Below are 24,719 nucleotides of genomic sequence, written 5' to 3'. Positions count from 1 at the left end.
TAAAGCGTTGATAGGGAGGAGTAGTTGATTGTGAAGCCTCACAGAGAGTCGGTGGTTGGTGGAAACCGATGGTTCACGTTGATGAACATCGCCCTTGAGTGCCAAACTGAAGCACTTGTCTAGGTTTGGACGGTAGCTCCGTTATTAGCTTGATTCTATTAGAGTCACTGAGGCAAGAATCTTTCTTGCAAAGAAGGGTGGTACCGCGAAGTCTTTCGTCCCTTCAGCACATAGCTGAAGTGTGGGCGAAAGACTTTTTTATTTATATACGCATTTCAAAAGGAGGTTTGTAGAAACGATGTCTTCAAAAACGGAAGAGAAAATGGCAAACGGTGCACAGTTATTGTTACATGCGCTTAGAAAGGAAAAGGTAGAAGTCATTTTTGGCTATCCAGGAGGAGCTGTTTTGCCGCTATATGATGCGCTTTATGATTGTGAAATTCCTCATATTTTAACTCGGCATGAGCAAGGAGCGATCCATGCAGCAGAAGGGTATGCAAGAATTACTGGAAAGCCTGGTGTTGTAATTGCTACAAGCGGGCCGGGGGCGACAAATGTCATTACTGGTTTAGCGGATGCGATGATGGATTCTTTACCGCTTGTCGTATTTACTGGTCAAGTTGCAACAACGTTCATAGGGAGTGACGCCTTTCAAGAAGCGGATGTTATCGGACTTACGATGCCTGTTACAAAGCATAATTATCAAGTGCGAAATGTTTCAGATTTACCAAGAATTATAAAAGAAGCATTTCATATTGCAGCAACAGGTAGACCAGGTCCGGTCGTCATTGATCTTCCGAAAAATATGGTTATAGAAACGGGAGAGCGATGTAGCGATGCCCTGATGGATTTACCTGGATACCAGCCGAATTATCGTCCAAATCAATTGCAAATAACAAAACTGCTGCAAGCAATTGAAACGGCAAAGAAGCCACTTATTTTAGCGGGTGCTGGTGTACTGCATGCAAAAGCGGCAAATGAATTAACCGCATTTGCTCGTATGTATCATCTTCCGGTTGTTCATACATTGCTTGGTCTTGGAGGATTTCCAGCGGATGATACATTGTTTTTAGGAATGGGGGGCATGCACGGTTCTTACACAGCAAATATGGCTTTGTATGAATGCGATTTATTAATAAATATAGGGGCTCGTTTTGATGATCGTCTGACGGGAAATTTAACGTACTTTGCAAAGGAAGCAACGGTAGCACATATTGATATTGATCCTGCAGAGATTGGAAAGAACGTCGTGACAGAAATTCCAATTGTAGCAAGTGCTAAGCATGCTTTAGAAGCATTGCTGGCATGTAAAGGAGAGAAACAAAATCATAAAGAATGGCTACAACTTCTACGAAGAAGAAAGAATCGCTATCCGTTTTGTTATGAAGACGATTCACAAATATTAAAGCCGCAAGCTGCAATCCAGATGCTTTATGAAGTTACAAATGGAAATGCCATTATAACGACGGATGTTGGGCAGCATCAAATGTGGGCTGCGCAATATTATAAATTAAAACACCCTGACAAGTGGATTACATCAGGAGGGCTTGGAACGATGGGGTTTGGTTTGCCAGCTGCGATTGGGGCGCAAATTGCCGAGCCAAATGAACTCGTCGTAGCAATTGTAGGGGATGCCGGCTTTCAAATGACATTACAAGAATTAAGTGTTTTAAAGGAACATTGCCTCCCTGTGAAAGTACTTATTTTAAACAATGAAGCACTTGGGATGGTGCGGCAATGGCAAGATGAGTTTTATAATCAGCGTTATTCGCATTCGGTACTTTCTTGTCAACCAGACTTTGTCATGTTAGCTCATGCGTATGGAATAAAAGGGATTCGTATTGAACAGCCGTTAACAGCAAAAGAACAATTAAAAGAAGCGATGAACTTACAAGAGCCGGTGCTAATTGATTGCCGCGTTTTACAATCTGAAAAAGTTATGCCTATGGTTGCTCCGGGAAAAGGTGTTCACCAAATGGAGGGGGTGGAATAGTGAAACGGATTGTGACAGCAACAGTTCGAAATCAAAGTGGGGTTTTAAATCGAATTACAGGCGTGATGGCGAGAAGGCAATTTAATATTGAAAGTATTTCAGTAGGCCATACGGAATCGTCACATATTTCAAGGATGACATTTGTTGTTCATGTTGAAAATATTCAGCAAGTCGAACAGCTTATTAAACAACTTCATAAACAAATTGATGTATTAAAAGTATCCGATATTACAGAAGAAGCAATGATTGCAAGAGAGCTGGCGCTCATTAAAGTGTCTACGTCAATTGCTTCTAGATCTGAATTGTATAGTTTAATTGAACCATTTCGTGCTGCTGTTATAGATGTTGGAAAGGATTCCATTGTCGTTCAAGTAACAGGAACGCAAGAAAAAGTAGAAGCGCTTATTGAGTTGTTGCGTCCATACGGTTTAAAAGAAATTGCAAGAACAGGGGTAACAGCCTTTACAAGAAGTATGAAAAAACAAGATAAACAACAAGTAATGTTAATTCATTAATTTTTAAATATAGGAGGAGAAAGAAAATGGTAAAAGTTTATTATGAAAAGGATGTAACAGTAAATGTGTTAAAAGGAAAGAAAATAGCAATTGTTGGGTATGGATCTCAAGGTCATGCTCATGCACAAAATTTACGCGATAACGGTTTTGATGTTGTTGTAGGTCTTCGTCAAGGAAAGTCTTGGGAAAGGGCAAAAGAAGATGGATTTTCTGTATACAAGGTTGCTAAAGCTACAAAACTAGCAGATGTTGTAATGGTATTGCTTCCAGATGAACAACAGCCGGAAGTGTATGAAACAGAAATTGCACCGAATTTGCAAGAAGGAAATGCACTTGTGTTTGCTCATGGGTTTAACGTTCATTTTAATCAAATTACACCACCGGAAGATGTAGATGTATTTCTTGTAGCGCCAAAAGGACCGGGGCATCTTGTACGCCGAACATTTGTAGAAGGTGCAGCCGTGCCGGCATTATTTGCGGTTTATCAAGATGCAACAGGAACAGCGTATGAAAAAGCATTATCGTATGCAGATGGAATCGGAGCGACTCGCGCCGGTGTACTCCAAACGACATTTAAAGAAGAAACAGAAACAGATTTATTTGGAGAGCAAGCAGTACTTTGCGGAGGGGCAACTGCTCTTGTGAAGGCAGGTTTTGAAACATTAGTAGAAGCTGGTTATCAACCGGAACTTGCCTATTTTGAATGTTTACATGAACTGAAGCTTATTGTCGATCTTATGTATGAAGGCGGGTTAGAAAATATGCGCTATTCAGTTTCAGACACAGCGCAGTGGGGGGATTTCGTATCGGGGCCGCGCATTGTAACAGAGCATACGAAACAAGCAATGCAAGAAGTATTAAAAGATATTCAAGATGGGACGTTTGCTAGAGGATGGATTGCGGAACATAAAGCAGGAAGACAAAAATTCCATGCAATGAATGCAGAAGAGAATGAGCATCAAATTGAAGTGGTCGGACGTAAATTACGTGAGATGATGCCATTTGTGAAGCCGAGAGTGAAAATGGAGGTTAAGTAATATGAAGAAAATTTTGTTCATGGATACGACGCTTCGCGATGGGGAGCAATCTCCTGGAGTAAATTTAAATGAACAAGAAAAATTACAAATTGCACGGCAGTTAGAGCGGCTTGGAATTCACGTGATGGAGGCGGGTTTTGCATCCGCTTCTGAAGGTGATTTCCGGTCGGTGAAACGTATTGCTGGAACCATTCAAAATGCTTCTGTTATGAGTTTGGCCCGTGCAAAGGAAAGTGATATTCATACTGCATATGAAGCGTTAAAAGAAGGTGTATCTCCTCGGTTACATGTATTTCTCGCAACGAGTGATATTCATATGAAATATAAGCTCCGTATGTCAAAGGATGAAGTGTTGGATACAATTTATCGTTCAGTAAAATTTGGGAAATCATTATTTCCAGCGGTGCAGTTTTCTGCAGAAGATGCAACGCGAACAACACCTTCTTTTTTAGCGGAAGCTGTAGAAGTTGCGATCGGCGCCGGCGCGGATGTAATTAACATTCCTGATACAGTAGGATATACAAATCCAGAAGAATATTATTCTCTTTTCCGATATTTACAAGAGCATGTTCTATCTTATGAGAAAGCTATTTTCTCCTGTCATTGTCACGATGATCTTGGCATGGCAGTAGCCAACTCATTAGCAGCAATTGAAGGCGGTGCACTTCAAGTAGAAGGAACAATTAATGGTATTGGAGAACGTGCTGGTAATGCCGCTCTTGAAGAAGTTGCAGTTGCACTTCATATTCGAAACGATTACTACGGAGCGTCATCTTTCATGCAATTAAAAGAAATTAAAAGGGCGAGTACACTTGTAAGTCGTTTAACAGGCATGATTGTTCCAAAAAATAAAGCAATTGTTGGTGCAAATGCGTTTGCCCATGAATCCGGTATTCATCAAGATGGGGTTTTAAAAGAAGCATCTACTTACGAAATTATTTCACCTTCTCTTGTAGGGGAAGAACAAAATAAATTTGTACTTGGAAAACATTCTGGACGCCATGCCTTTACAGAAAAAATGAAAGAGTTAGGCTATGATTTTACAGAGGAAGAGCGAGACTTAGCGTTTCATGCTTTTAAAAGGTTAGCTGATCGAAAAAAAGAAATTACAGAAGAAGATTTAAGGGCGCTTGTATTAGGAGAAACTGCGTTTGCTAAGCAACAGTACAATATTAAGCAATTGCAAGTTCATTTTGTATCAAGCAGTATTCAAAGTGCAACCGTCTGTTTAGAAGATGCTGATGGTAATGTATTGGAAGATGCTGCGACGGGAGCCGGAAGCATTGAAGCCATTTATAATGCAATTCAAAGAATTCTTCATTTGCAATGTGAGCTTGCTGACTATCGTATTCAGTCGATTACACAAGGACAAGATGCGTTAGCTCATGTTCATGTTGAATTGAAAGAAGATGGATATCAAGTTTCTGGTTTTGGCGTAGCGCAAGATGTACTAGAAGCTTCGGCCCGTGCTTACGTATATGCAGCTGGGAAATTAAAAGCATTACGATCACTTACAAAATCGTAAAGGAGTGCTTGAAGATGGAAAAACGAATCGTTTGTTTAGCTGGTGATGGAGTTGGGACAGAAATTATGTCTAGTGCAAAGCAAGTGCTAGAGATGGTAGAAAGGTTATACGGTCATGATTTTTATTTGCAAGATGAATTGTTCGGAGGAGCAGCAATTGATGTATGTGGTCAGCCGCTTCCGCCCCGCACATTAACAGCGTGTTTGGCAAGTGATGCAGTATTACTAGGTGCAGTTGGAGGACCGCACTGGGATTATGCAAAAGAACGTCCTGAACAAGGACTTCTTACACTGCGAAAAGGGTTAGGAGTTTTTGCAAACGTTCGCCCGGTTTCTGTAGAAGAAGCAACAGCGCACTTATCACCGCTAAAAACGGCGGAGCAAGTTGATTTTGTTGTCGTTCGTGAATTAACAGGTGGAATCTATTTTTCATTTCCGAAAGAACGGACAGAGGAAGTGGCAACGGATACACTTACTTATCATCGACGTGAAGTAGAACGAATTGTTTCCTATGCATTTCAATTAGCGAAAAAACGTCGCAAAAAAGTAACTTCTATTGATAAGGCAAATGTTTTAGAATCTAGTAAACTATGGCGACAAGTAACAGAAGAAGTAGCAGCTCGCTACCCAGAGGTAGAGTTAGAACATTTATTAGTAGATGCTGCCGCAATGGAACTCATTCGTAATCCAAGACGATTTGATGTTATCGTTACAGAAAATTTATTTGGTGATATTTTAAGCGATGAAGCATCTGTATTAGCAGGTTCATTAGGAATGTTACCGTCTGCAAGTCATGCGGAGAATGGTCCATCTCTGTACGAACCAATTCATGGATCAGCGCCAGATATTGCTGGGAAAAATAAAGTAAATCCAATCGCTATGCTTCGCTCAGTCGCAATGATGCTTGGACAATCATTTGGGTTAAGAAAAGAAGGAGAAGCAATTGAAGAAGCCATTTCTACAGTACTTCGTTCTGGAAAATGTACTGCAGATTTAGGCGGGAATGAAACGACAACTTCGTTTACAAAGTATGTATTACAAGCGATGGAAGAGCAGGCACTAGTAGGGAGATGGCGATAATGGGGAAAACGCTGTTAGATAAACTATGGGAACGACATGTTGTAGCAACAGATGAGAATGGACTCGATTTATTATATATTGATCTTCATCTTGTTCATGAAGTAACATCGCCGCAAGCCTTTGAGGGCTTGCGGCTTGCAAATCGAACTGTGCGGCGTCCAGATTTAACATTTGCGACAATGGATCATAATGTACCGACAAAGGATGTGTGGAACGTTACAGATGTTATCGCAAAACAACAGATGGATGCGCTTCGTCATAATTGCGAGCAATTCCGTGTACGATTAGCAGATATGGGAGATGAAGCGCAAGGAATTGTGCATGTGATTGGGCCGGAACTTGGATTAACACAACCGGGAAAAACAATTGTGTGCGGTGATAGTCATACAGCGACACATGGAGCGTTTGGTGCGCTGGCGTTTGGGATTGGTACGAGTGAGGTTGAACATGTATTAGCGACCCAAACTTTATGGCAACAAAAGCCGAAAGCGATGGGAATAGAATTAAACGGAACATTGCCAAAGGGTGTATATGCAAAAGATATTATTTTACATTTACTCGCCACATACGGTGTTTCTGTTGGGACAGGACATGTAATGGAGTTCTATGGAGATGCTGTACAAGAAATGACAATGGAAGAGCGAATGACGCTTTGTAATATGGCGATTGAAGGAGGAGCAAAAGCAGGTATGATCGCTCCGGATGAAACGACGTTTGCTTATGTAAGAGGGCGCCAATATGCCCCAAAAGAGTTTGAACAAGCAGTCGAAAAATGGCGTGAATTATACACGGATGAAGATGCGGTGTATGACATGGTTCTTACAGTTGATGTGAAAAATTTGGCGCCGTATGTAACGTGGGGTACCAATCCAGGAATGGGGCTTCGCATTGATGAGGTACTTCCGCTGGCAAATGATAAAAATGATGAACGTGCCTATGCATATATGGGTCTTCAAGCAGGAGGGCGCGTAATGGATATTCCAATCCAACACGTGTTTATTGGTTCTTGTACAAATTCCCGGTTGTCTGATTTAGAAATTGCTGCTGCGGTTGTGAGAGGGAGGAAGGTAAAAAAAGGGGTGCGAGCTCTAGTTGTCCCTGGATCAAAACAAGTGAGAGATGAGGCAATGAAAAAAGGATTGCACCTTATTTTTGAAGAGGCGGGATTTGAGTGGCGAGAACCTGGATGTTCAATGTGTCTTGGTATGAATCCAGATCAAGTGCCAGAAGGTGAGCATTGTGCATCTACTTCAAACCGGAATTTTGAAGGAAGACAAGGAAAGGGGGCAAGAACACATCTCGTTAGCCCAGCTATGGCTGCAGCTGCGGCAATTTACGGCTATTTTGTTGATGTGAGAAAGGAGAACTACGATGGAGCCATTTCATATTCATAAAGGGAAATTTGCAGTGTTGATGAATGATAATATCGATACCGATCAAATCATTCCGAAGCAGTATTTAAAGCGCATTGAAAGGACAGGATTTGGAGAGTTTTTATTTGATGAATGGCGTTATTTAAATAACCGTCAAGAAAACTATGCGTTTCCGTTGAACGCTCCTGAGCGAAAAGGAGCTACGATTTTAATTACAGGAGAAAACTTCGGTTGCGGATCTTCTAGAGAACATGCCCCGTGGGCCCTTGCGGATTACGGATTTCGAGCTATTATTGCAGGAAGTTTTGCAGATATTTTTTATATGAACTGTATGAAAAATGGAATTCTCCCTATTGTTATGAAAAAAGAAGTGCGTAAGCAACTTGCGTCTGTAGCACCGCAAGCGATAATAGAAATAGATTTAGAGAATGAAGTGATAACAACTCCTGAACACAGCTTTTCTTTTTCTATTGAACACATGTGGAAAGAAAAGTTGTTAAGAGGTTTAGATGATATTGGGGTTACACTTCAATATGAACAGGAAATTGTTTCATATGAAATGAAACAAATTTAGAAAATAAATAATATTCTTTACTTTTTGTTTTATTGGGAGTATACTGACTTAAAACTAAGAGGAGAAAGGGAGTAATGACAATGTTTACTTTCCAATCAGTCATTTTATTTACACAACATCATCATACATAAACCCTTGAACCTAGCGTGAAAAAACGTGTAGGTACAAGGGTTATTCCTGTTGTACCTACATTCTCCAAAGAGCTATGTAGGTATTTTTATCTACATAGCTCTTTTTTCGTTTTCTAAGCGCTATGTTGTGAATGTATGAGTAATGGTGAAGACGGAATTGGAACAAATCATTCATGTAAATTTTGTTAGGAGATTTTCGCATCAAGTGTGCTATACAGATAGCTGAATAGTAAGTGAGAGTGGTTCAAGAATTTAATAAGGGACATATAAGAGAAGGATATTAAATATGCTATCTTTGTAGATTTTTTATATACATGTGTCAAGAAAGCAGAGGTGTGACGATGAAAAAATGGAAACGAGCCAATCCAAACGGAACAAGAGATTTTTTGTTTCAAGAATGTACGTTAATGGAAGAGACTCAGCAAAGGTTAAAACGTACATTTATTGAGAGAGGATATGAAGAAATACGGACACCTATGATTGAGTTTTATGATGTGTTTGCGTTTCAAAATCGTCCTATTGACGAGGAGAAGATGTATAAGTTTTTTGATTCTGAGGGGCGCATCCTCGTTCTTAGACCTGATATGACAATTCCACTAGCTCGTGTAATCGGAACAAAAAGAATGGAAGCTCCTTTGAAATTAACCTATAGTGGAAATATTTTTAGGGCAAATGAATCTTTATCAGGCAAATATAATGAAATTACACAAACTGGAATTGAGATTATCGGTATCGATAATATGCGTGCTGAAATTGAATGTATTGTAAGCACAATTGTCGCCTTGCAATCAGTTGGTATTCAATCCTTTAAAATTGAAATTGGTCAAGTGGAACTCTATAAATCTATTGTGAAAAAGTTATCTTTACGAGAAGAAGATGAATATACATTGCGAGAATATATTGAAAGTAAAAATTATGCTGCTTTGTCCCATTTTCTACAAGAAAAGCGGTTAGATATGCAAGATGAAACAGTTCAATTATTACAAAAGTTACCTCGTTTATTCGGTGGATTAGAAGTGATTGAAGAAGCTGAAAAGCTTACTGTGAGTAAAGAGATGAAACGAGCCATTGCGCGGATCAAAAATATATATGAAAACATGGAACGTCTTGGGTATGGTGGGTATATTTCTGTTGATTTGGGGATGATTCAACATCTTCATTATTATACGGGTGTAATCTTTCGGGGATATATATGTGATATTGGAGAAGAGATTGTCAGCGGTGGGAGATATGATGAACTCATTGGAAATTTTGGCGAGTCTCTATCTGCAGTAGGATTAGCAATACAAGTAAATCAAATTGTACGAACTTTACAAGAACGGAAGGAAACTTCATATCAAAAACAAATAGATACGCTCATATATTATTCGTTAGATATGATTTCAGAAGCAGAGAAATTATGTACTTTATTTAGGAAAGATGGTGTAAAAGCAGAACTGTCCATGTTAGAAAATTTACAAGATACATTTCGATTTGCAAGAACGCTCGATGTAAAAACGGTAATTGATGTATCAGGAGATACTTTAACCCAGTATGTTTGGAAAGAGAAATGGATTATGCAGAAAAAAGGAGAATCCTCATGCGTAACATTCAAATTGCGTTAACGAAAGGAAGACTAGAAAAACATGTAATTCCATTGTTTGAACGAATTGGTATTGATTGCCGAGAACTAAAAGATAAAGGAAGAAAGCTCGTATTTCGAAGTAAGAACTCAAACATTTCATTTATTCTTGTAAAGGCAGTGGATGTCGTAACATATGTCGAGCATGGTATAGCAGATATGGGTGTTGTTGGGAAAGATATTTTACTTGAATATGAGAATGATGTATATGAAATGGTGGATTTAGAGGTAGGTTGTTGTAAAATTTGTGTTGCTTCCACTTTGTCGTATCACTCAAACGGTTATAACAAAAAGAGAATTGCAACAAAGTATCCGAATATTACTTCTGCATATTTTCGTAAGAAGGGAGAAGATGTAGAGATTATTAAAATAGAAGGTTCTGTTGAGATTGCTCCTTTGTTAGGATTAGCAGATGCAATCATCGATATTGTAGAAACAGGACAAACGCTGAAAGAAAACGGGTTACTTGTATTTGAAGAAGTTTGTGATATTTCAGCACGTCTAATTGTAAACAAAGCATCTTTAAAAATGAAAAAAGACGGAATATTCAATATTATAAACAGAATAGAGAGTGTTGTAGCAGAAAAGAAATAAAAGGGAGAGGAAATATGGAAATTATATATGAGGATTATTCTAATATTTTATGTAAGGTAAAACGGCTAAGAGAACAAGCCAATATAATAGAAGAAACGATTCAACAAGATGTGAAGAAAATCGTTGTAAGTGTAAAGGAAAAAAAAGATGAAGCACTTTTTTCGTATACAAAGGCTTTTGACGGAGTAGATTTGGCTCAATTGCAAGTCTCGGGAGAAGAATTGGAATTAGCATATAAACGTGTTGAACCAGCATTTTTAACAGCATTGCAAGAAGCAAAGAATAACATCATTTCATACCACGAAAAACAAAAAAGACAGGCATTTATTGATACAGAGGAAGGGATTATTCGAGGGCAGGTTGTTAGGCCGCTGCAAACTGTTGGCGTGTATGTACCAGGGGGAACGGCAGCGTATCCATCATCGGTTCTCATGAATGTTTTGCCAGCAAAAATTGCGGGCGTTAATAAAATTGTCATGGTAACGCCGCCGAATCGTGAAGGAGTAGACCCACATATTTTAGCAGCGGCAAAAGTTGCTGGGGTTGATGAGGTGTATACAGTAGGGGGAGCACAAGCAATTGCTGCGTTAGCATACGGAACGGAATCGATTCCGCGTGTTGATAAGATTGTAGGACCGGGAAATATATATGTTGCATTAGCGAAGCGAGAAGTATTCGGTTCCGTTCATATCGATATGATTGCTGGCCCGTCTGAAATTGTTGTTATTGCTGATGAAACGGGAAATGCGGCATATATTGCAGCTGATTTATTATCACAAGCAGAACATGACAGACGAGCAACTGCTATTTGTATTACGACTTGTTTGGGATTAGCGCAGGAAGTGAAGCAAGAAATAGAAAAACAATTGATGAATCTACCAAGAAGTGAAATAGCTCGTGAATCCATTAACAGAAACGGAGCAATTCTTGTCATAGAGTCGTTAGAACAAGCGTTTCAGCTCTCAAATGAAATAGCTCCGGAACATTTAGAACTGCATATAAAAGAACCAATGACAGCTCTTTCGTATATTCAACATGCAGGCTCTATATTTTTAGGTCCATATGCGCCGGAGCCATTAGGTGACTATATGGCAGGTCCGAATCATGTGTTACCAACGAGCGGAACAGCAAGGTTCTTTTCTCCATTATCTGTTGATGATTTTATAAAAAAATCGAGTTTTTTATTTTATACAAAAGAGGCTCTTGGAAAGGTGAAACATCATATTATCAATCTAGCAGAAAAAGAAGGATTGCAAGCTCATGCAAGAGCAATTGAGATTCGGTTTAAGGGAGGGGAAGAGTAATGCGTGCTGCAAAACAAATGAGAAGTACAACAGAAACAAAAATTTCTGTAACACTGCAATTAGATGGTAATCAAGAAGTTTCAATTCAAACAGGAGTTGGTTTTTTTGATCATATGTTGACTTTATTTGCAAAGCATGGTCGTTTTGGATTACAAATTGAAGCTGATGGTGATGTGTATGTTGATGCCCATCATACAGTAGAAGATGTTGGGATTGTTCTTGGGAATTGTTTGAAAGAAGCACTTGGTGATAAAGCGGGAATTAATCGTTACGGTACAGCTTATGTACCAATGGACGAAGCATTAGGATTTGTTGCAGTTGATATAAGCGGAAGATCGTATCTCGTATTTGATGGTGAATTTCCAAATCCAAAGCTTGGTGACTTTGATACAGAGTTAGCAGAAGAATTTTTTCGTGCAGTTGCTCATGCGGCGAATATAACATTACATGCACGTGTTTTATATGGAAGCAACACGCATCACAAAATTGAAACACTCTTTAAAGCATTTGGACGTGCACTGCGAGATGCCACCGAGAAAAATGAAAAAATTATCGGGGTAAATTCTACGAAAGGGCTGTTGTAACTTGATTGCAATTGTAGATTATGGAATGGGCAATATCCGGAGTGTTGAGCAAGCATTAAGGCATATTGGAGCTGCGTATATTGTAACAGATGAAGCAGAAGAAATTGTAAATAGCAATGGTATTATTTTGCCAGGAGTCGGTGCATTTCCAAGAGCGATGCGTTCTTTAGAAGAAAAAGGGCTTGTTTCTGTTTTACAAAAGGTGGCTTATGCAGGAAAACCGCTGCTTGGAATTTGTTTAGGCATGCAGCTTTTATTTGAGGAAAGTGAAGAGATTGAAAGAACGAAAGGATTAGGTTTGCTTTCAGGAAGAGTAAGGAAATTAAATGTGCCATATAAAATTCCACATATGGGATGGAATCAGTTACAAAAGAAAACGGAGCATCCTTTATGGAATGAAATAGAAGAAGAGCCCTTCGTTTATTATGTTCATTCTTATTATGTACAATGTCCAATTGAAGTTGTAGTTGGGGGGAGTGAGTACGGTGTTTTCGTACCAGGTCTTGTTGCAAGAGAAAATGTATTCGGAGCTCAGTTTCACCCTGAAAAAAGTGGGGAAATAGGAATTCAAATATTAAGAAATTTTAAGGAGGTTATAGAGGGATGAAAATATTCCCAGCTATCGATTTAAAAAATGGTCGTTGTGTTCGTTTATATCAAGGGAAATTTCAACAAGAAACAGTCATGAATGAAAACCCTGTTGCACAGGCATTGTTATTTGAACAACTTGGTGCACGTGCATTGCACATTGTCGATTTGGACGGTGCAGTTGCTGGTCGTTCAGAGAATTTTTCTGTCATTGAAGATATTTGTAAGGCATTGCGGATTCCAGTGCAAGTTGGAGGAGGGATTCGTTCGATTGCGGCGATTGAAACGCTTTTATTAGTTGGAGTGATGAAAGTAATTCTTGGAACGGCAGCACTGTATGATCGTACATTTCTAGAAGAGGCAGTTCGTTTATACGGAGATAAAATTATTGTTGGAATTGATGCGAAAAATGGATATGTAGCAACGCGAGGATGGCTAGATGTATCTAAAACGTCTTATGTACAATTAGCAAAGGAAATGGAGGAAGTAGGTGTACAGACACTTATTTTTACTGACATTTCTAAAGATGGAACGCTTGCAGGTCCCAATTTCGAACAATTGCAAAAATTACAAAGTGAGGTTTCACTTCAAATTGTTGCTTCTGGTGGTGTGAGTTCTCTTGCTGATGTTGAGAAGTTACAGAATATGAACTTATATGGCGTGATTATAGGGAAAGCACTATATGATAAAAAAGTTATGTTAGAAGAAGCATTGCAGGTGACAGGGGCATGTTAACGAAGCGAATTATTCCTTGTTTAGATGTGAAAAATGGCCGCGTTGTAAAAGGAGTCAATTTTGTAGGATTACAAGATGTTGGAAATCCTGTTGCAATCGCTGCTGCATACAACGAAGCAGGTGCGGATGAGCTTGTATTTTTAGATATTACGGCAACGTACGAAGACAGGAAAACAATGATTGATGTCGTAGAGCGCACAGCAAATCAAGTATTTATTCCTCTTACAGTTGGAGGTGGAATTTCCACTGTTCAAGATATGTATGGATTACTTCGGGCAGGGGCAGATAAGATTTCATTAAATTCAGCAGCAGTGCAAAGACCGGCATTAATCCAAGAAGGAGCAGAGCAATTTGGCTCTCAATGTCTAGTTGTTGCAATTGATGCCAGAAAGAGTGGAGAAAACAAATGGAATGTATATGTAAATGGAGGCCGCATTGATACAGAAATGGATGTAGTCGAATGGGCAAAGCGCGTGGAATGCTTAGGGGCAGGTGAATTACTGTTAACAAGTATGGATGCAGATGGAACAAAAGATGGCTATGATTTATTTTTAACAGAAACAGTTTCAAAAGCGGTTGGTATTCCGGTGATTGCTTCGGGGGGATGTGGATCAATTGAACATATTGCAGAAGTTTTTCAGCGAACATCGGCAAATGCTGCGTTAGCAGCTTCGATTTTTCATTACGGCGAAGCAACGATTCGAGAAACGAAACAAAAGTTGCAAAAAGCGCAAATTGAGGTGAGATTGTGAAACCAGATTTTACAAAAGGCTTATTGCCAGCCGTTGTGATTGAAGAAGGTACAAAAGACGTATTGATGTTAGCCTATATGAATGAAGAAGCGTATGAAAAAACAGTAGAGACAAAAATGACGTGGTTTTATTCACGTTCACGAAGAAGTTTGTGGAATAAGGGGGAAACATCAGGACATATTCAGCGCGTTAAATCACTATATTTAGATTGTGATCAAGATTCTATTATGGTAGTTGTTCAGCAAGCAGGTGTAGCGTGTCATACAGGAAAAAAGTCGTGTTTTTATAATAAGGTGTTATAGGGGAGAGAAGGAAATGAACGATGTGTTGCAACAGTTATATGGAACGATTGAGCGGCGAAAAGAAAATCCGGTTTCTGAGTCGTATACAAATTACTTATTTACAAAAGGAGAAGACAAAATATTAAAGAAATTAGGGGAAGAATGTACGGAAGTTATCATTGCGGCGAAAAATAATAAGAAAGACGAGCTTATAAAAGAAGTTACTGATCTTACGTATCATTGCTTAGTGTTACTTGTAGAAAAAAATGTTTCATTACAGGAGATAACAGAAGAATTACAAAAACGGCAAGGGCAATTATCAAGAGTGGGTGAACGAAAAGACATTGATGCCTTATAGGAGGGGAGAAAAATGAGAGTAGATTATCACCTTCACTTAGAAGAAGGACCGTATTCTATGCGGTGGTTATCTCGCACAAATGAAGCGCTTGAGTATTTTGCGCCGATTGAAGAAGAAAAGCATTCGATGAAATGGATATTGAAGGCAGGGGAACGTTTACAAAAGCGTGTAAAGGAAGGGGCATTTTCACCGGAATGGATTGATTTATACTTGGAGGAAGCTGTGCGTAAAGGCTTGCAAGAAGTTGGCATTGTTGATCACTTATATCGTTTCTATGAAGCGAAGGAATACTATGAACGCTACGTCGATATTCGTAATACAGAACTGGGGCGGCTGCAAAAAGAATGGTTAGATCAAGTGAGGATGGAATCGATTATAAACTTTACAAGCGCAATTGAAGATGCGAAAGAAAGATGGAGAAAACGAGGCGTGACGTTACGACTTGGGCTAGAAGCAGATTATTTCATCGGCGGGGAAGAAGAACTGATAAAGTTATTAACATTAGGAAATTGGGATTATGTTATTGGTTCTGTTCATTTTATTAATGGATGGGGATTTGATAATCCGGATACAGACGATTATTTTAGACAACATAATTTGCATGTGTTATATCAGACATTTTTTCAAACGTTAGAAAAAGCAATACGTTCTGGCTTATTTGATATTGTTGCGCATTTAGATAACATAAAAGTGTTTAACTATCGCATAGATGAAAATGAGCAATTACCATATTACGAAAAAATTGCTAAAGCTTTGATTGAAACGAATACAGCTACGGAAGTGAATGCTGGATTATATTATCGATATCCTGTAAGAGAAATGTGTCCGAGCCCTTTGTTTTTACAGCGCTTAGTACAATATGGTGTTCCGATTACAATTTCTTCGGATGCGCATTTCCCAAATGATTTAGGTAGTTATGTACAAGAAAATATAGAAACACTTCGAAATCATGGTGTGACGCATGTTGCAACATTTGAAAAAAGAATCCGGAACATGAAACCGCTCGAATATGTAGAAGAGAATGTTTTGTGATAAAGTGAAACTTCCATCAGTAGGGGGAGGGTTTATTCCCTACTGATGGAAAGCCCGCCCAATCGGGCTTACTGCCCGCGAATAGCGGGATGAAAATCTCCTTTTTTGTTTACACTAACGTTGAACAAAAAAGGAGGATTTTCTTATGGCGAAACAACAATATAAAGATACTGGGAAGTTAACGAATGAGAGCAATGCCTTGCAAAAAGATCAATCAGAGCAAGCGATTATACAAGAACAAATTAGTGATACGGTAGCAGAAGGAACAATTGATGTGAAGTTAGGACAAGGAAGAGATAAATAAAGTGAAACATGGCAAAAAGGCTGAATGTATTCAGCCTTTTTGCCATGTTTTTGTAAAGAAAGGTGATAAAAATATATGAATACAAATTGAAAAAAGGATATAAAAATCCTCCTTTGTTTTAGATGGGCGAGAGGATTTGGCCATGCATAGAAACGGTCAAGGCCTTTTTCTGCCACGTACGATGATAAAGCAAAGAGAAAAAACGAGTGCTTGTCATCTTTTGTTCCACATAACCGCAACGTATATGTAGAACAATTAAAACGAATTTATATAGTTTAATCAAATTCCTTGTTTTTTTTCGACGGAATTTTTTACAATAATATTGAATGGGCATATTTTTATCCCCCTATTCGTGGGCAGTAATACTCCCACCTCAAAATTCAGCGAAAGCAGTGTCCAGCTCCAGTGGCTAGAATGTTCGGTGGCTTCGCTTCTTCCTACGAGGTAAAAAACCCCTCTACGTCAGAAGCTCCATCCCCCTCACATTCTGAACGAGCCACTTCCGCTTTTCTTAAGAAGTTAGGTGGGAGATAAACTGCTGGCATGCGCCCGATTGGTGAGGGCTGATAATCAGTGGGGGATGAAGAAAACCCCCACTGATTAAAGTTTCACTTTATGCAAAGATGATGAGGTTTTACTGTACGTAAAAAAGAAAGGATGCTTAAACATGGCGAAAATTTTAATAGCAGGAAAAATTCCAGAAATCGGACTACAGTTGTTACGAGATCATGAAGTGGAAATGTATGATAAAGAAGAATTGATTGACACAGAAGAGCTAGTAGCGCGTGTAAAAGATAAAGATGTATTATTAAGCTTGCTTTCAACAAAAGTTCCGAAAGAAGTCATCGATGCAGCACCGTATTTGAAAATTATTGCAAACTACGGTGCTGGATATGACAATATTGATTATAAATATGCGGTGGAAAAGGACATAGCGGTTACGAATACACCAAAAGTTTCAACAGAGGCAACAGCAGAGCTAACATTTGCAATTCTGTTAGCGGCAGCGCGCCGTATTCTAGAAGGAGATACACTATGTCGTACAGTTGGTTTTAATGGCTGGGCACCGCTCTTTTTCTTAGGGCGTGAAGTATACGGCAAAACGATTGGCATTATTGGCCTTGGAGAAATCGGAAAAGCGGTAGCCAAGCGAGCAAATGCCTTTGGGATGAACATTGTGTATACAGGGCCAAGTCGTAAATATAGGGCGGAGCAAGAATTAGGGGCAACATATGTAACGCTGGAAGAACTATTACAAACAGCGGATTTTGTTACCATTAACTGTGCTTATAATCCGAAGTTGCATCACATGATTGATGAGGAACAGTTTAGACTAATGAAGAAAACAGCTTATATTATTAATGCGGCACGTGGTCCGATTATGAACGAAGAGGCGCTTGCATTTGCATTAGAAACAAAGAAAATTGAAGGAGCAGCTCTCGATGTCTTTGAATTTGAACCGAAAATTACAGAGAGATTAAAAGAATTAACAAATGTTGTGTTAACACCGCATATTGGAAACGCAACGATTGAGACGCGTGATGCAATGGCAGAAATGGCAGTACGCAATATTTTAGCGGTATTAGAAGGAAATGAACCGTTAACTCCAGTGTATAAAAAAGAACTTGTGACGAAATAACAAAGAATCCTTCCTTATGATAGGAAGGATTCTTTGTTTATTCTTTGTTTGCTCGCTTTTTTTGTGATGGGCGTTGTCTAAGAAATTGAGATAACATATACAAAATATAAAGCGGAATAGCGATGAATAAAAACACTGAAATATTACCGAAGCTCGTTTTATACATCGTATAAATGATTCCAATTAAAAAGAGTGTCACAATAATACTATATTTTGGAATCGGTACATCTTTCATACTTGGAATACGAATGCGACTAACCATAAGAAAAGCGAATGTCACGAATACTGTAATAAGTACGATTTTTGGAATCGTATGTGAAAATAAAGTAAGGAAGGCAACAAGACCACCTGCAGCTGTAATTGGTACACCAGTAAAGTATTTCATTGATGTTGATGATGGTGTAACATTGAAGCGAGCTAATCTGTATGCTCCAAATAGAGGGAAGAGTCCTGCTATGTATAATCCGATAATACCGTAATTAGAGAAGGATGTGTAATACATCAATACAGCGGGTGCAGCACCAAATGTAACAACGTCTGCTAATGAATCAAGTTCTTTTCCGAGCTGTGAATCGACGCGAAGTAGGCGTGCAATCCTTCCATCAAGGCTATCTAGCATCATTCCGATTAAAACTAAAATTGCCGCTGATTTGTAGTATCCTAATGAAGCATAGCCGATGGATAGAAATCCACTATATAAATTTCCGAGCGTAAATAGGTTTGGAATGGCTGCTCTGTACAAAATCTGATCCCTTGCTTTCTATTATAGATTCTTGATTAGTTTATGAAAGTTTATCTTTTTTATCATAACATAAATTTCCTATAATCGTCGAAAAAATTCTTCGTTTTGAGAAAGATTTCAGCGTATTTTTTATTTGTTGTAAGTCTGAAAGTAATAACTGTAATTGCTTTTTAATTTGTTTCATTCAAAGCTATCGTATTATATGTATGTTGTTTTTTATTTGGATTTATATGTATATAGAAAATAACCCTCGAATCGTTATCGTTCGAAGGTTATTTTCTTATTCAAATTTCGTTATCATCGTGCCAGTCTTATATCGATTATGTGAATCAAATCGTAATAAATCACCGTAAATGAGTTTATCAGAGTAATTTAACTCTGTTTTTGCCTTTTCGATATAGGGTTGACACATAGTAATATCAGTCGGTTCACCAGTTTTTTTGTTGTAGCATACATTTTTTGTATACAGATAATCATTTGTTACGAAGCTTCCGTCACGCATAACCATAAGTGGTTCATCATTTGTTTCAAATAAATCTGTACCAAATTCAATAGAATGGTTTGTTTTTATACCGAGTAAATGTAGAAGTGTTGGTTTCACATCAATTTGTCCAGAAACTTTTGAAATGACTTGTCCTTTTTGACCAGGAATGTGAATGATGAGCGGTACTCTTTGTAGCTGCATCGTATCAAAAGGAGTAAGTGTCTCTTTTCCTAAAAATTGGGCCATAGCTGCATTATGGTTTTCAGAAATACCATAATGATCTCCGTAAATAATGATAATCGAATTATCGTATAATCCTTCTTTTTTTAATTGTTCAATAAAATATTTTATTGCTTCATCTGTATAACGTACAGTTGGAAAATAACGATTTACAACGCCGCTTTCTGAATTAAATTCATTAATGAATTGATCTTCCGGTTGCAGCAAAAATGGAAAATGGTTTGTTAATGTAATGAATTTCGTATAGAACGGTTGTGGTAAGGATTTTAATTTTGGAATAGATTGTTCGAAAAATTCTTTATCTTTTAATCCCCAACCAACAGACATTTGTTCTGCATTTGTATAGTCTTGCAAATTGAAATAGCGATCATATCCGAGTGCAGGATACATCAAATTGCGATTCCAAAATGTTTTATCATTTGAATGAAATACAGCAGAGTAATATCCATGTTTTTTGAGTTGTTCTGGTGTAGCTGTATATTCATTATTAGCATGTGTAAAGAAAACAGAGCCGCGATCAAGCGGATATAAAGAATTTTCGATAATAAATTCGGCGTCTGATGTTTTTCCTTGTCCAGTTTGATGATAAAAGTTATTGAAATAATAGCTTTCTTTAATGAAGTCATTTAAAAATGGTGTAATTTCTTTTCCATTTATTTTTTGATTGATGACAAAACTTTGCGTAGATTCCATGGAGATTAAAATAACATTTTTTCCTTTTGCTACGCCAAATAAATCTTTATTTGCTTGTCTATCTTTTGTTTTCACATAGTTATCAATTTCAGAAAAGCTATCACCACTTGCGAAGGCACGCTGGGCCGAGGATTTCGATTGCAGCGCAATATCATAAATATGATATGTATATAAGCCAAGATTTTTCACAACTGTTTGGCGATCAAATGAATGTGAAAAGAGTTGTGGTTTATAAATAACTGAGATAACCATTTGCAAGGCTAATGCTGCTGTTACACCACTAAAAAAGGTTTGTTTTTCTTTTCTCGATAGAGGAATTGTGTCACAAAAACTAGGGAATTTCCGAGATAATATGGCTAAAATAATGGTATCTGCAAATAAAAGAAGTGTTTTATATGTAAATAGTTCTTTTATACTCGTTCCTAAATCAGCCATGTTATTTGTTTGAAATAATACTGGGAATGTTACAAAGTCATTGTAAAACCCATAAAACATGGCGTTGCCAAATAAAATAAATGATAACACCATACTAATACTTATAATGATACGATTTCGATGTTTTGTTGCTAATAAAGCGAAACCGAAAAATAATAATAATGAAGCTAACGGATTAAAGAACAACATGATTTGTTCGAAAGCGTTATTGATCTTCATATCAAAAGCTAATTTGTATACAATATATGTTTTGATCCATAATAGGACGACTGCTATGAGAGCGAATCGTACTTTTGGAAACAAGTGTTGCATCATATTGGGTTCCTCCTACTACCTACAAGTAACCGTTCGTTTCTGTATATAACCGGTTACATATCTCTATGATTTTTTACTATGTGTACTATTATATAAAAACATAGTGAATTTGTGGATGCTTTTCTCATAATTGGGTAGAAAAAGGGAAGCTGGATAAAATAATGTCATCGATAGAAAAGTGGAGGAGTACTATGAAGAAAATATGTTGTTTTATAGTGAGCTGCTTCATTTTACTTGGAAATCCAGCTCCTTTTTTGGCTGAACATGAACCGTTATTATTAGAAGATGCACTTTATTCGGTGCTGTTTCCGAGAATAAATGAAGCGATTCAAAAGTATTATGGAAAACAAAAGCCATATGAATGTCCAAAAATCGTTAGCATGAAAAAAATGTACAGCGGTACATATTTGTTCCGTGCTTCTATTGAAATAATTAAATATGAACCAGGGATAGGAGGGAAAAAACTCCCGCCGTTTGAAAAAGTAACAATTACCTTTGAAAATGATGATGGTGAATGGACTGTGAAGAATATAGGTGTAAAGCGCTTACCAAATAATACGAAAATAAATTGTCGTAAACCAATTTAAAAAAGTATTTGACAAATAAATTACTCATTTGCTATTGTTAATAGCAATAAAAAAGATGATTGAAAATTAAATAGACTTACCTCATCTACACTCAAGGATAGAGGCCGCGATAATCAAAAGTAAGCTATAGGAAATAAAGTGGTATTCATGATCATAGTCTGAAAGGGATTATCGCCGAAATATATGAGTACCCACTTTATTCATATATTGGGACTGCATTAAATAAATGTAGTACTGTCATAAGTTTTTGACTTATGGAGAGCTATTTGGAGATGTTTGATGCGGTTTCTTATTTGAGAAAATAACAACAAGTTTATTTTTTCATCGTATATTCTTCTAATAAGAAACGCGTGTGAACATTGTTCCGCGCGTTTTTTTGTTTATTTCATTAGGAATAATAAGAACAACTAAGCGATGGAATAGAGGGGTTTGAGAAAAAAGGGAGGAATTCACATGTATTTACACGGCACAAGCCGCATTAACGAGCAAGGACACTTAGAAATTGGAGGATGCGATGCTACTGAACTCGCAAAAACATATGGAACACCTCTTTATGTATATGATGAAGCCGCAATTCGTGAGAAATGTCGTGCATTTCATCATGCTTTTAGAGAAAGCGGGTTCTCTTATCAAGTAGCATATGCGAGCAAAGCGTTCTTGTGCATGGAAATGTGCCGATTAGCCGCTGAAGAAAATATGTCGCTTGATGTTGTGTCTAGCGGAGAGTTATATACAGCGCTGCAAGCAGGATTTCCAGCTGATCGTATCCATTTCCATGGTAATAATAAAACAGAAGAAGAGATGAGAATGGCACTAGAAGCTAACATCGGATGTTTCGTTGTAGACAATTTTTTGGAACTAGAAGTATTGCATGATTTGGCAGAAGAATACGGGAAAGTTGCAAGCGTTCTGCTTCGTGTGACTCCAGGAGTAGAAGCGCATACCCATGAATATATTACAACAGGTCAAGATGATTCCAAGTTTGGCTTTGGTATTTCAACGGGGCATGCATTACAAGCAATGAAACGTGCATTAGAAAAATCGAATTACCATGTGCTGGGAATTCATTCTCATATTGGATCGCAAATTTTTGAGACAGCAGGATTTGTTCGTGCAATTGAAGTGCTTCACAAATTTTTAGAAGTAGTGAGAAAAGAAATGGATTACGTAGCTTCTGTATTAAATGTAGGCGGTGGTTTTGGAATTCGTTATACGGAAGGAGATACACCGCTTGCTCTTGGTGAATATGTGCAAGCTGTGACAGATGCGGTGCGCGAGCAGTTTATAGCATGTGGATATCCACTTCCAGAAATTTGGGTAGAGCCAGGTCGTAGTATTGTTGGTGATGCAGGAACAACTTTGTACACAGTGGGAGCAATTAAAGATATTCCAGGCATTCGTAAATATGTATCAGTTGATGGAGGAATGACAGATAACCTTCGACCAGCACTTTACGGAGCTCGTTACGAAGCATTGCTAGCAAACAGAGCGAATGAATCTGCCGAAGAGGTTGTTTCAATCGCAGGAAAGTGTTGTGAAAGCGGGGATATGCTCATTTGGGATGTAGCGCTCCCTAAAGTTGTTTCTTGTGATCTCTTGGCTATCTCTTGTACAGGGGCATATGGTTATTCGATGGCGAATAATTACAATCGGATCCGTCGACCAGCAGTTGTGTTTGCGGAAAATGGAAAATCTCATGTTGTTGTTGAGAGGGAATCGTATGAAAATATTATTGGGAACGATCGCATACATGTAAAGGAATTTGTGTAAAGTCAAACTTCCATCAGTGGGGGGGTCATCCCCCATTGATGGAAAGCCTACCCAACCTTGCACATACCAGCAGTGATCCCTCACCTATCTTCTTTAGAAAAGCGGAAGTGGCTCCCTCAATCTTGAGGTTGGGGATCTTACTGCCCACGAATAGCGGGATAAATACGTTCTTGTTTAGTTGAAGAAGGAGTTTTTAGGTGAATAACTCCTTCTTCTTTTAAAAAATATAAATTTTATCGGAAAACTAGGATTGAAAAAATTCAGAATTGTGATAAAATACGGATATAATTATATTCTTATCAAGAGCGGCGGAGGGAACTGGCCCAAAGAAGCCCGGCAACCTACTTTATAAAAGTAAGGTGCTACTTCCAGCAAAATGGAATCCATTTTGGAAGATAAGGTAGATACGTTACCGGAACAGTCTTTTCGAAATGGGAAAGGTTTTTTTTATGAAAAAAGGGGGGCTGTTCGTGGGGATACGCGGACAATTTGAAGAAGTAGCAAGTAAGATTCAAGCGATGCTTACTGATATGAAATATGGTTCAATTACAATTGTTGTACAAGATGGTAAAGTGATTCAGCTTGAAAAAAGTGAAAAAGTACGTTTGAAATAAGCATGCTGACTAGAAAAACTAGAGGCGGCTTTAATCTATTTTTATTAGATTAAGGCCGCCTTTTTGTATGAGTTTTATGAAGGAGGTAGGGCGATGTTAACGTATGAAACCTGGAAAGATCATTTTGTTTCATTTCCAGAGGATGATGAAACGAAAGGTGCTTTAGCAGCGGTGCGCTGGGCCTATGAACATTATAGGCAGGATATTGTGTATGCATGCAGCTTTGGGATAGAAGGAATGGTATTATTGCATTTAATTAACCAAGTAAATCCATCTGCAAAGGTTGTATTTTTAGATACAAATGTTCATTTTCAAGAAACGTACGACTTAATTAAAAAAGTACGAGAACGATTTCCTAAGTTGAATATTATTGAAAAGCAACCAAAACTTACACTTGAAGAACAGGCAAAAGAGCATGGCGATACATTATGGGAACATAACCCAAATCTTTGTTGTCAATTAAGAAAGATTAAGCCGTTAGAAGAAGTGCTAACAGGTAGGAAAGCATGGATATCTGGTTTGAGAAGAGAGCAGTCTGAAACGCGAAAAAATACGCAGTTTGTTAATCAAGATCATCGTTTTCAATCTGTTAAAATTTGTCCGCTTATTCATTGGACTTGGAAAGAAGTGTGGCGTTACGTATACAAGCATAATTTACCATACAATCCACTTCATGATATTGGGTATCCAAGCATCGGATGTGAAACATGCACAGTACAGGTGCAAGAAGGCGGCGATTTGAGAGATGGACGGTGGGTTGGAAAGACAAAAACGGAATGTGGTCTTCATTATCAATAAAGGCTGATAAAAAGGGAGAAGA

Annotated in this window: 25 protein-coding genes, 2 riboswitches and 1 other annotated feature (1 of these 28 only partly in view); of the genes, 23 read left to right on the top strand and 2 right to left on the bottom strand. The window is 38.1% G+C overall.

Annotated features, from left to right (window positions below):
- Positions 1 to 226 (top strand) — a binding site (T-box leader); it begins 2 nt to the left of the window's first position.
- A gap of 72 nt (positions 227 to 298) precedes the next feature.
- The 19 genes from ilvB (at position 299) to BM350_RS07010 (ending at position 18,019) form a co-directional block, all read left to right on the top strand.
- Positions 299 to 1,993, top strand: coding sequence for an acetolactate synthase large subunit (gene ilvB / locus BM350_RS07100; protein ID WP_090915377.1), 1,695 nt, complete (start codon positions 299 to 301; stop codon positions 1,991 to 1,993).
- Positions 1,993 to 2,508: an acetolactate synthase small subunit gene (gene ilvN, locus BM350_RS07095; protein WP_090915378.1), complete on the top strand. Its 516-nt coding sequence runs from the start codon at positions 1,993 to 1,995 to the stop codon at positions 2,506 to 2,508. The genes ilvB and ilvN overlap by 1 nt, the downstream gene beginning before the upstream one ends.
- A gap of 26 nt (positions 2,509 to 2,534) precedes the next feature.
- Positions 2,535 to 3,545 carry a ketol-acid reductoisomerase gene (gene ilvC / locus BM350_RS07090; protein ID WP_090915380.1) on the top strand — a complete coding sequence of 337 codons (1,011 nt, stop codon included), beginning with the start codon at positions 2,535 to 2,537 and terminating at the stop codon, positions 3,543 to 3,545.
- A gap of 1 nt (position 3,546) precedes the next feature.
- Entirely contained in the window at positions 3,547 to 5,070 is a 1,524-nt protein-coding gene (locus BM350_RS07085) for a 2-isopropylmalate synthase (RefSeq protein ID WP_090915382.1), read from the top strand.
- A gap of 14 nt (positions 5,071 to 5,084) precedes the next feature.
- Positions 5,085 to 6,149, top strand: a complete 1,065-nt coding sequence (gene leuB, locus BM350_RS07080; protein WP_090915384.1) for a 3-isopropylmalate dehydrogenase — start codon at positions 5,085 to 5,087, stop codon at positions 6,147 to 6,149.
- Positions 6,149 to 7,543 (top strand): 3-isopropylmalate dehydratase large subunit, encoded by a 1,395-nt coding sequence (gene leuC, locus BM350_RS07075; RefSeq protein ID WP_090915386.1) that lies wholly within the window; start codon positions 6,149 to 6,151, stop codon positions 7,541 to 7,543. Before leuB ends, leuC begins: the two co-directional genes overlap by 1 nt.
- On the top strand, positions 7,521 to 8,096 hold the full coding sequence (gene leuD, locus BM350_RS07070; protein WP_090915388.1) for a 3-isopropylmalate dehydratase small subunit: 576 nt from the start codon (positions 7,521 to 7,523) through the stop codon (positions 8,094 to 8,096). The genes leuC and leuD overlap by 23 nt, the downstream gene beginning before the upstream one ends.
- Before the next feature lie 472 nt (positions 8,097 to 8,568).
- A complete protein-coding gene (gene hisZ, locus BM350_RS07065; RefSeq protein ID WP_090915389.1) occupies positions 8,569 to 9,831 on the top strand; it encodes an ATP phosphoribosyltransferase regulatory subunit in 1,263 nt (420 codons plus the stop codon).
- Complete coding sequence (gene hisG / locus BM350_RS07060) at positions 9,807 to 10,442, top strand: ATP phosphoribosyltransferase (protein ID WP_090915391.1); 636 nt, start codon at positions 9,807 to 9,809, stop codon at positions 10,440 to 10,442. The genes hisZ and hisG overlap by 25 nt, the downstream gene beginning before the upstream one ends.
- Before the next feature lie 14 nt (positions 10,443 to 10,456).
- Entirely contained in the window at positions 10,457 to 11,746 is a 1,290-nt protein-coding gene (hisD, locus tag BM350_RS07055; RefSeq protein ID WP_090915393.1) for a histidinol dehydrogenase, read from the top strand.
- Positions 11,746 to 12,330, top strand: a complete 585-nt coding sequence (gene hisB / locus BM350_RS07050) for an imidazoleglycerol-phosphate dehydratase HisB (protein WP_090915395.1) — start codon at positions 11,746 to 11,748, stop codon at positions 12,328 to 12,330. Before hisD ends, hisB begins: the two co-directional genes overlap by 1 nt.
- 1 nt (position 12,331) lies before the next feature.
- Entirely contained in the window at positions 12,332 to 12,937 is a 606-nt protein-coding gene (hisH, locus tag BM350_RS07045; RefSeq protein WP_090915397.1) for an imidazole glycerol phosphate synthase subunit HisH, read from the top strand.
- A complete protein-coding gene (hisA, locus tag BM350_RS07040; RefSeq protein WP_090915398.1) occupies positions 12,934 to 13,653 on the top strand; it encodes a 1-(5-phosphoribosyl)-5-[(5-phosphoribosylamino)methylideneamino]imidazole-4-carboxamide isomerase in 720 nt (239 codons plus the stop codon). The genes hisH and hisA overlap by 4 nt, the downstream gene beginning before the upstream one ends.
- On the top strand, positions 13,647 to 14,405 hold the full coding sequence (hisF, locus tag BM350_RS07035; protein ID WP_090915400.1) for an imidazole glycerol phosphate synthase subunit HisF: 759 nt from the start codon (positions 13,647 to 13,649) through the stop codon (positions 14,403 to 14,405). The genes hisA and hisF overlap by 7 nt, the downstream gene beginning before the upstream one ends.
- Positions 14,402 to 14,707, top strand: coding sequence for a phosphoribosyl-AMP cyclohydrolase (gene hisI, locus BM350_RS07030; RefSeq protein ID WP_090915402.1), 306 nt, complete (start codon positions 14,402 to 14,404; stop codon positions 14,705 to 14,707). The genes hisF and hisI overlap by 4 nt, the downstream gene beginning before the upstream one ends.
- 13 nt (positions 14,708 to 14,720) lie before the next feature.
- Entirely contained in the window at positions 14,721 to 15,044 is a 324-nt protein-coding gene (gene hisE, locus BM350_RS07025) for a phosphoribosyl-ATP diphosphatase (protein WP_090915403.1), read from the top strand.
- Positions 15,045 to 15,056: 12 nt separating this feature from the next.
- On the top strand, positions 15,057 to 16,076 hold the full coding sequence (locus BM350_RS07020) for a histidinol phosphate phosphatase domain-containing protein (RefSeq protein WP_090915405.1): 1,020 nt from the start codon (positions 15,057 to 15,059) through the stop codon (positions 16,074 to 16,076).
- Between the two features lie 145 nt (positions 16,077 to 16,221).
- Positions 16,222 to 16,380, top strand: coding sequence for a DUF4025 domain-containing protein (locus BM350_RS07015; protein ID WP_090915407.1), 159 nt, complete (start codon positions 16,222 to 16,224; stop codon positions 16,378 to 16,380).
- A gap of 667 nt (positions 16,381 to 17,047) precedes the next feature.
- Positions 17,048 to 18,019, top strand: a complete 972-nt coding sequence (locus BM350_RS07010; RefSeq protein WP_090915408.1) for an NAD(P)-dependent oxidoreductase — start codon at positions 17,048 to 17,050, stop codon at positions 18,017 to 18,019.
- A 37-nt stretch (positions 18,020 to 18,056) separates the two neighbouring features.
- On the opposite strand, the gene pssA is transcribed toward BM350_RS07010, so the two are convergent.
- On the bottom strand, positions 18,057 to 18,761 hold the full coding sequence (gene pssA, locus BM350_RS07005) for a CDP-diacylglycerol--serine O-phosphatidyltransferase (RefSeq protein ID WP_090915410.1): 705 nt from the start codon (positions 18,759 to 18,761) through the stop codon (positions 18,057 to 18,059).
- Positions 18,762 to 19,041: 280 nt separating this feature from the next.
- Positions 19,042 to 20,928 (bottom strand): LTA synthase family protein, encoded by a 1,887-nt coding sequence (locus tag BM350_RS07000; RefSeq protein ID WP_090915412.1) that lies wholly within the window; start codon positions 20,926 to 20,928, stop codon positions 19,042 to 19,044.
- A 191-nt stretch (positions 20,929 to 21,119) separates the two neighbouring features.
- Here BM350_RS07000 and BM350_RS06995 point away from each other — a divergent pair, with 191 nt between their 5' ends.
- The 4 genes from BM350_RS06995 to BM350_RS06980 all read left to right on the top strand — a co-directional run bounded on the left by BM350_RS06995 (position 21,120) and on the right by BM350_RS06980 (position 24,697).
- Complete coding sequence (locus BM350_RS06995) at positions 21,120 to 21,515, top strand: DUF3888 domain-containing protein (protein ID WP_090915414.1); 396 nt, start codon at positions 21,120 to 21,122, stop codon at positions 21,513 to 21,515.
- A gap of 90 nt (positions 21,516 to 21,605) precedes the next feature.
- Positions 21,606 to 21,788: riboswitch (Lysine riboswitch) on the top strand.
- A gap of 180 nt (positions 21,789 to 21,968) precedes the next feature.
- The gene (lysA, locus tag BM350_RS06990) at positions 21,969 to 23,285 is read left to right on the top strand and encodes a diaminopimelate decarboxylase (protein ID WP_090915415.1); all 1,317 of its coding nucleotides are present in this window, start codon (positions 21,969 to 21,971) and stop codon (positions 23,283 to 23,285) included.
- Between the two features lie 293 nt (positions 23,286 to 23,578).
- Positions 23,579 to 23,687: riboswitch (SAM riboswitch) on the top strand.
- A 68-nt stretch (positions 23,688 to 23,755) separates the two neighbouring features.
- On the top strand, positions 23,756 to 23,899 hold the full coding sequence (locus BM350_RS06985) for a YezD family protein (protein WP_090915417.1): 144 nt from the start codon (positions 23,756 to 23,758) through the stop codon (positions 23,897 to 23,899).
- A gap of 93 nt (positions 23,900 to 23,992) precedes the next feature.
- Positions 23,993 to 24,697: a phosphoadenylyl-sulfate reductase gene (locus BM350_RS06980; RefSeq protein ID WP_090915419.1), complete on the top strand. Its 705-nt coding sequence runs from the start codon at positions 23,993 to 23,995 to the stop codon at positions 24,695 to 24,697.
- The last annotated feature ends 22 nt before the right edge of the window (positions 24,698 to 24,719 follow it).

The organism is Bacillus sp. 103mf, from assembly GCF_900116295.1.
Lineage (GTDB): Bacteria > Bacillota > Bacilli > Bacillales > Bacillaceae_G > Bacillus_A > Bacillus_A bruguierae.
This window is presented reverse-complemented; position numbering and strand designations above follow the sequence as displayed.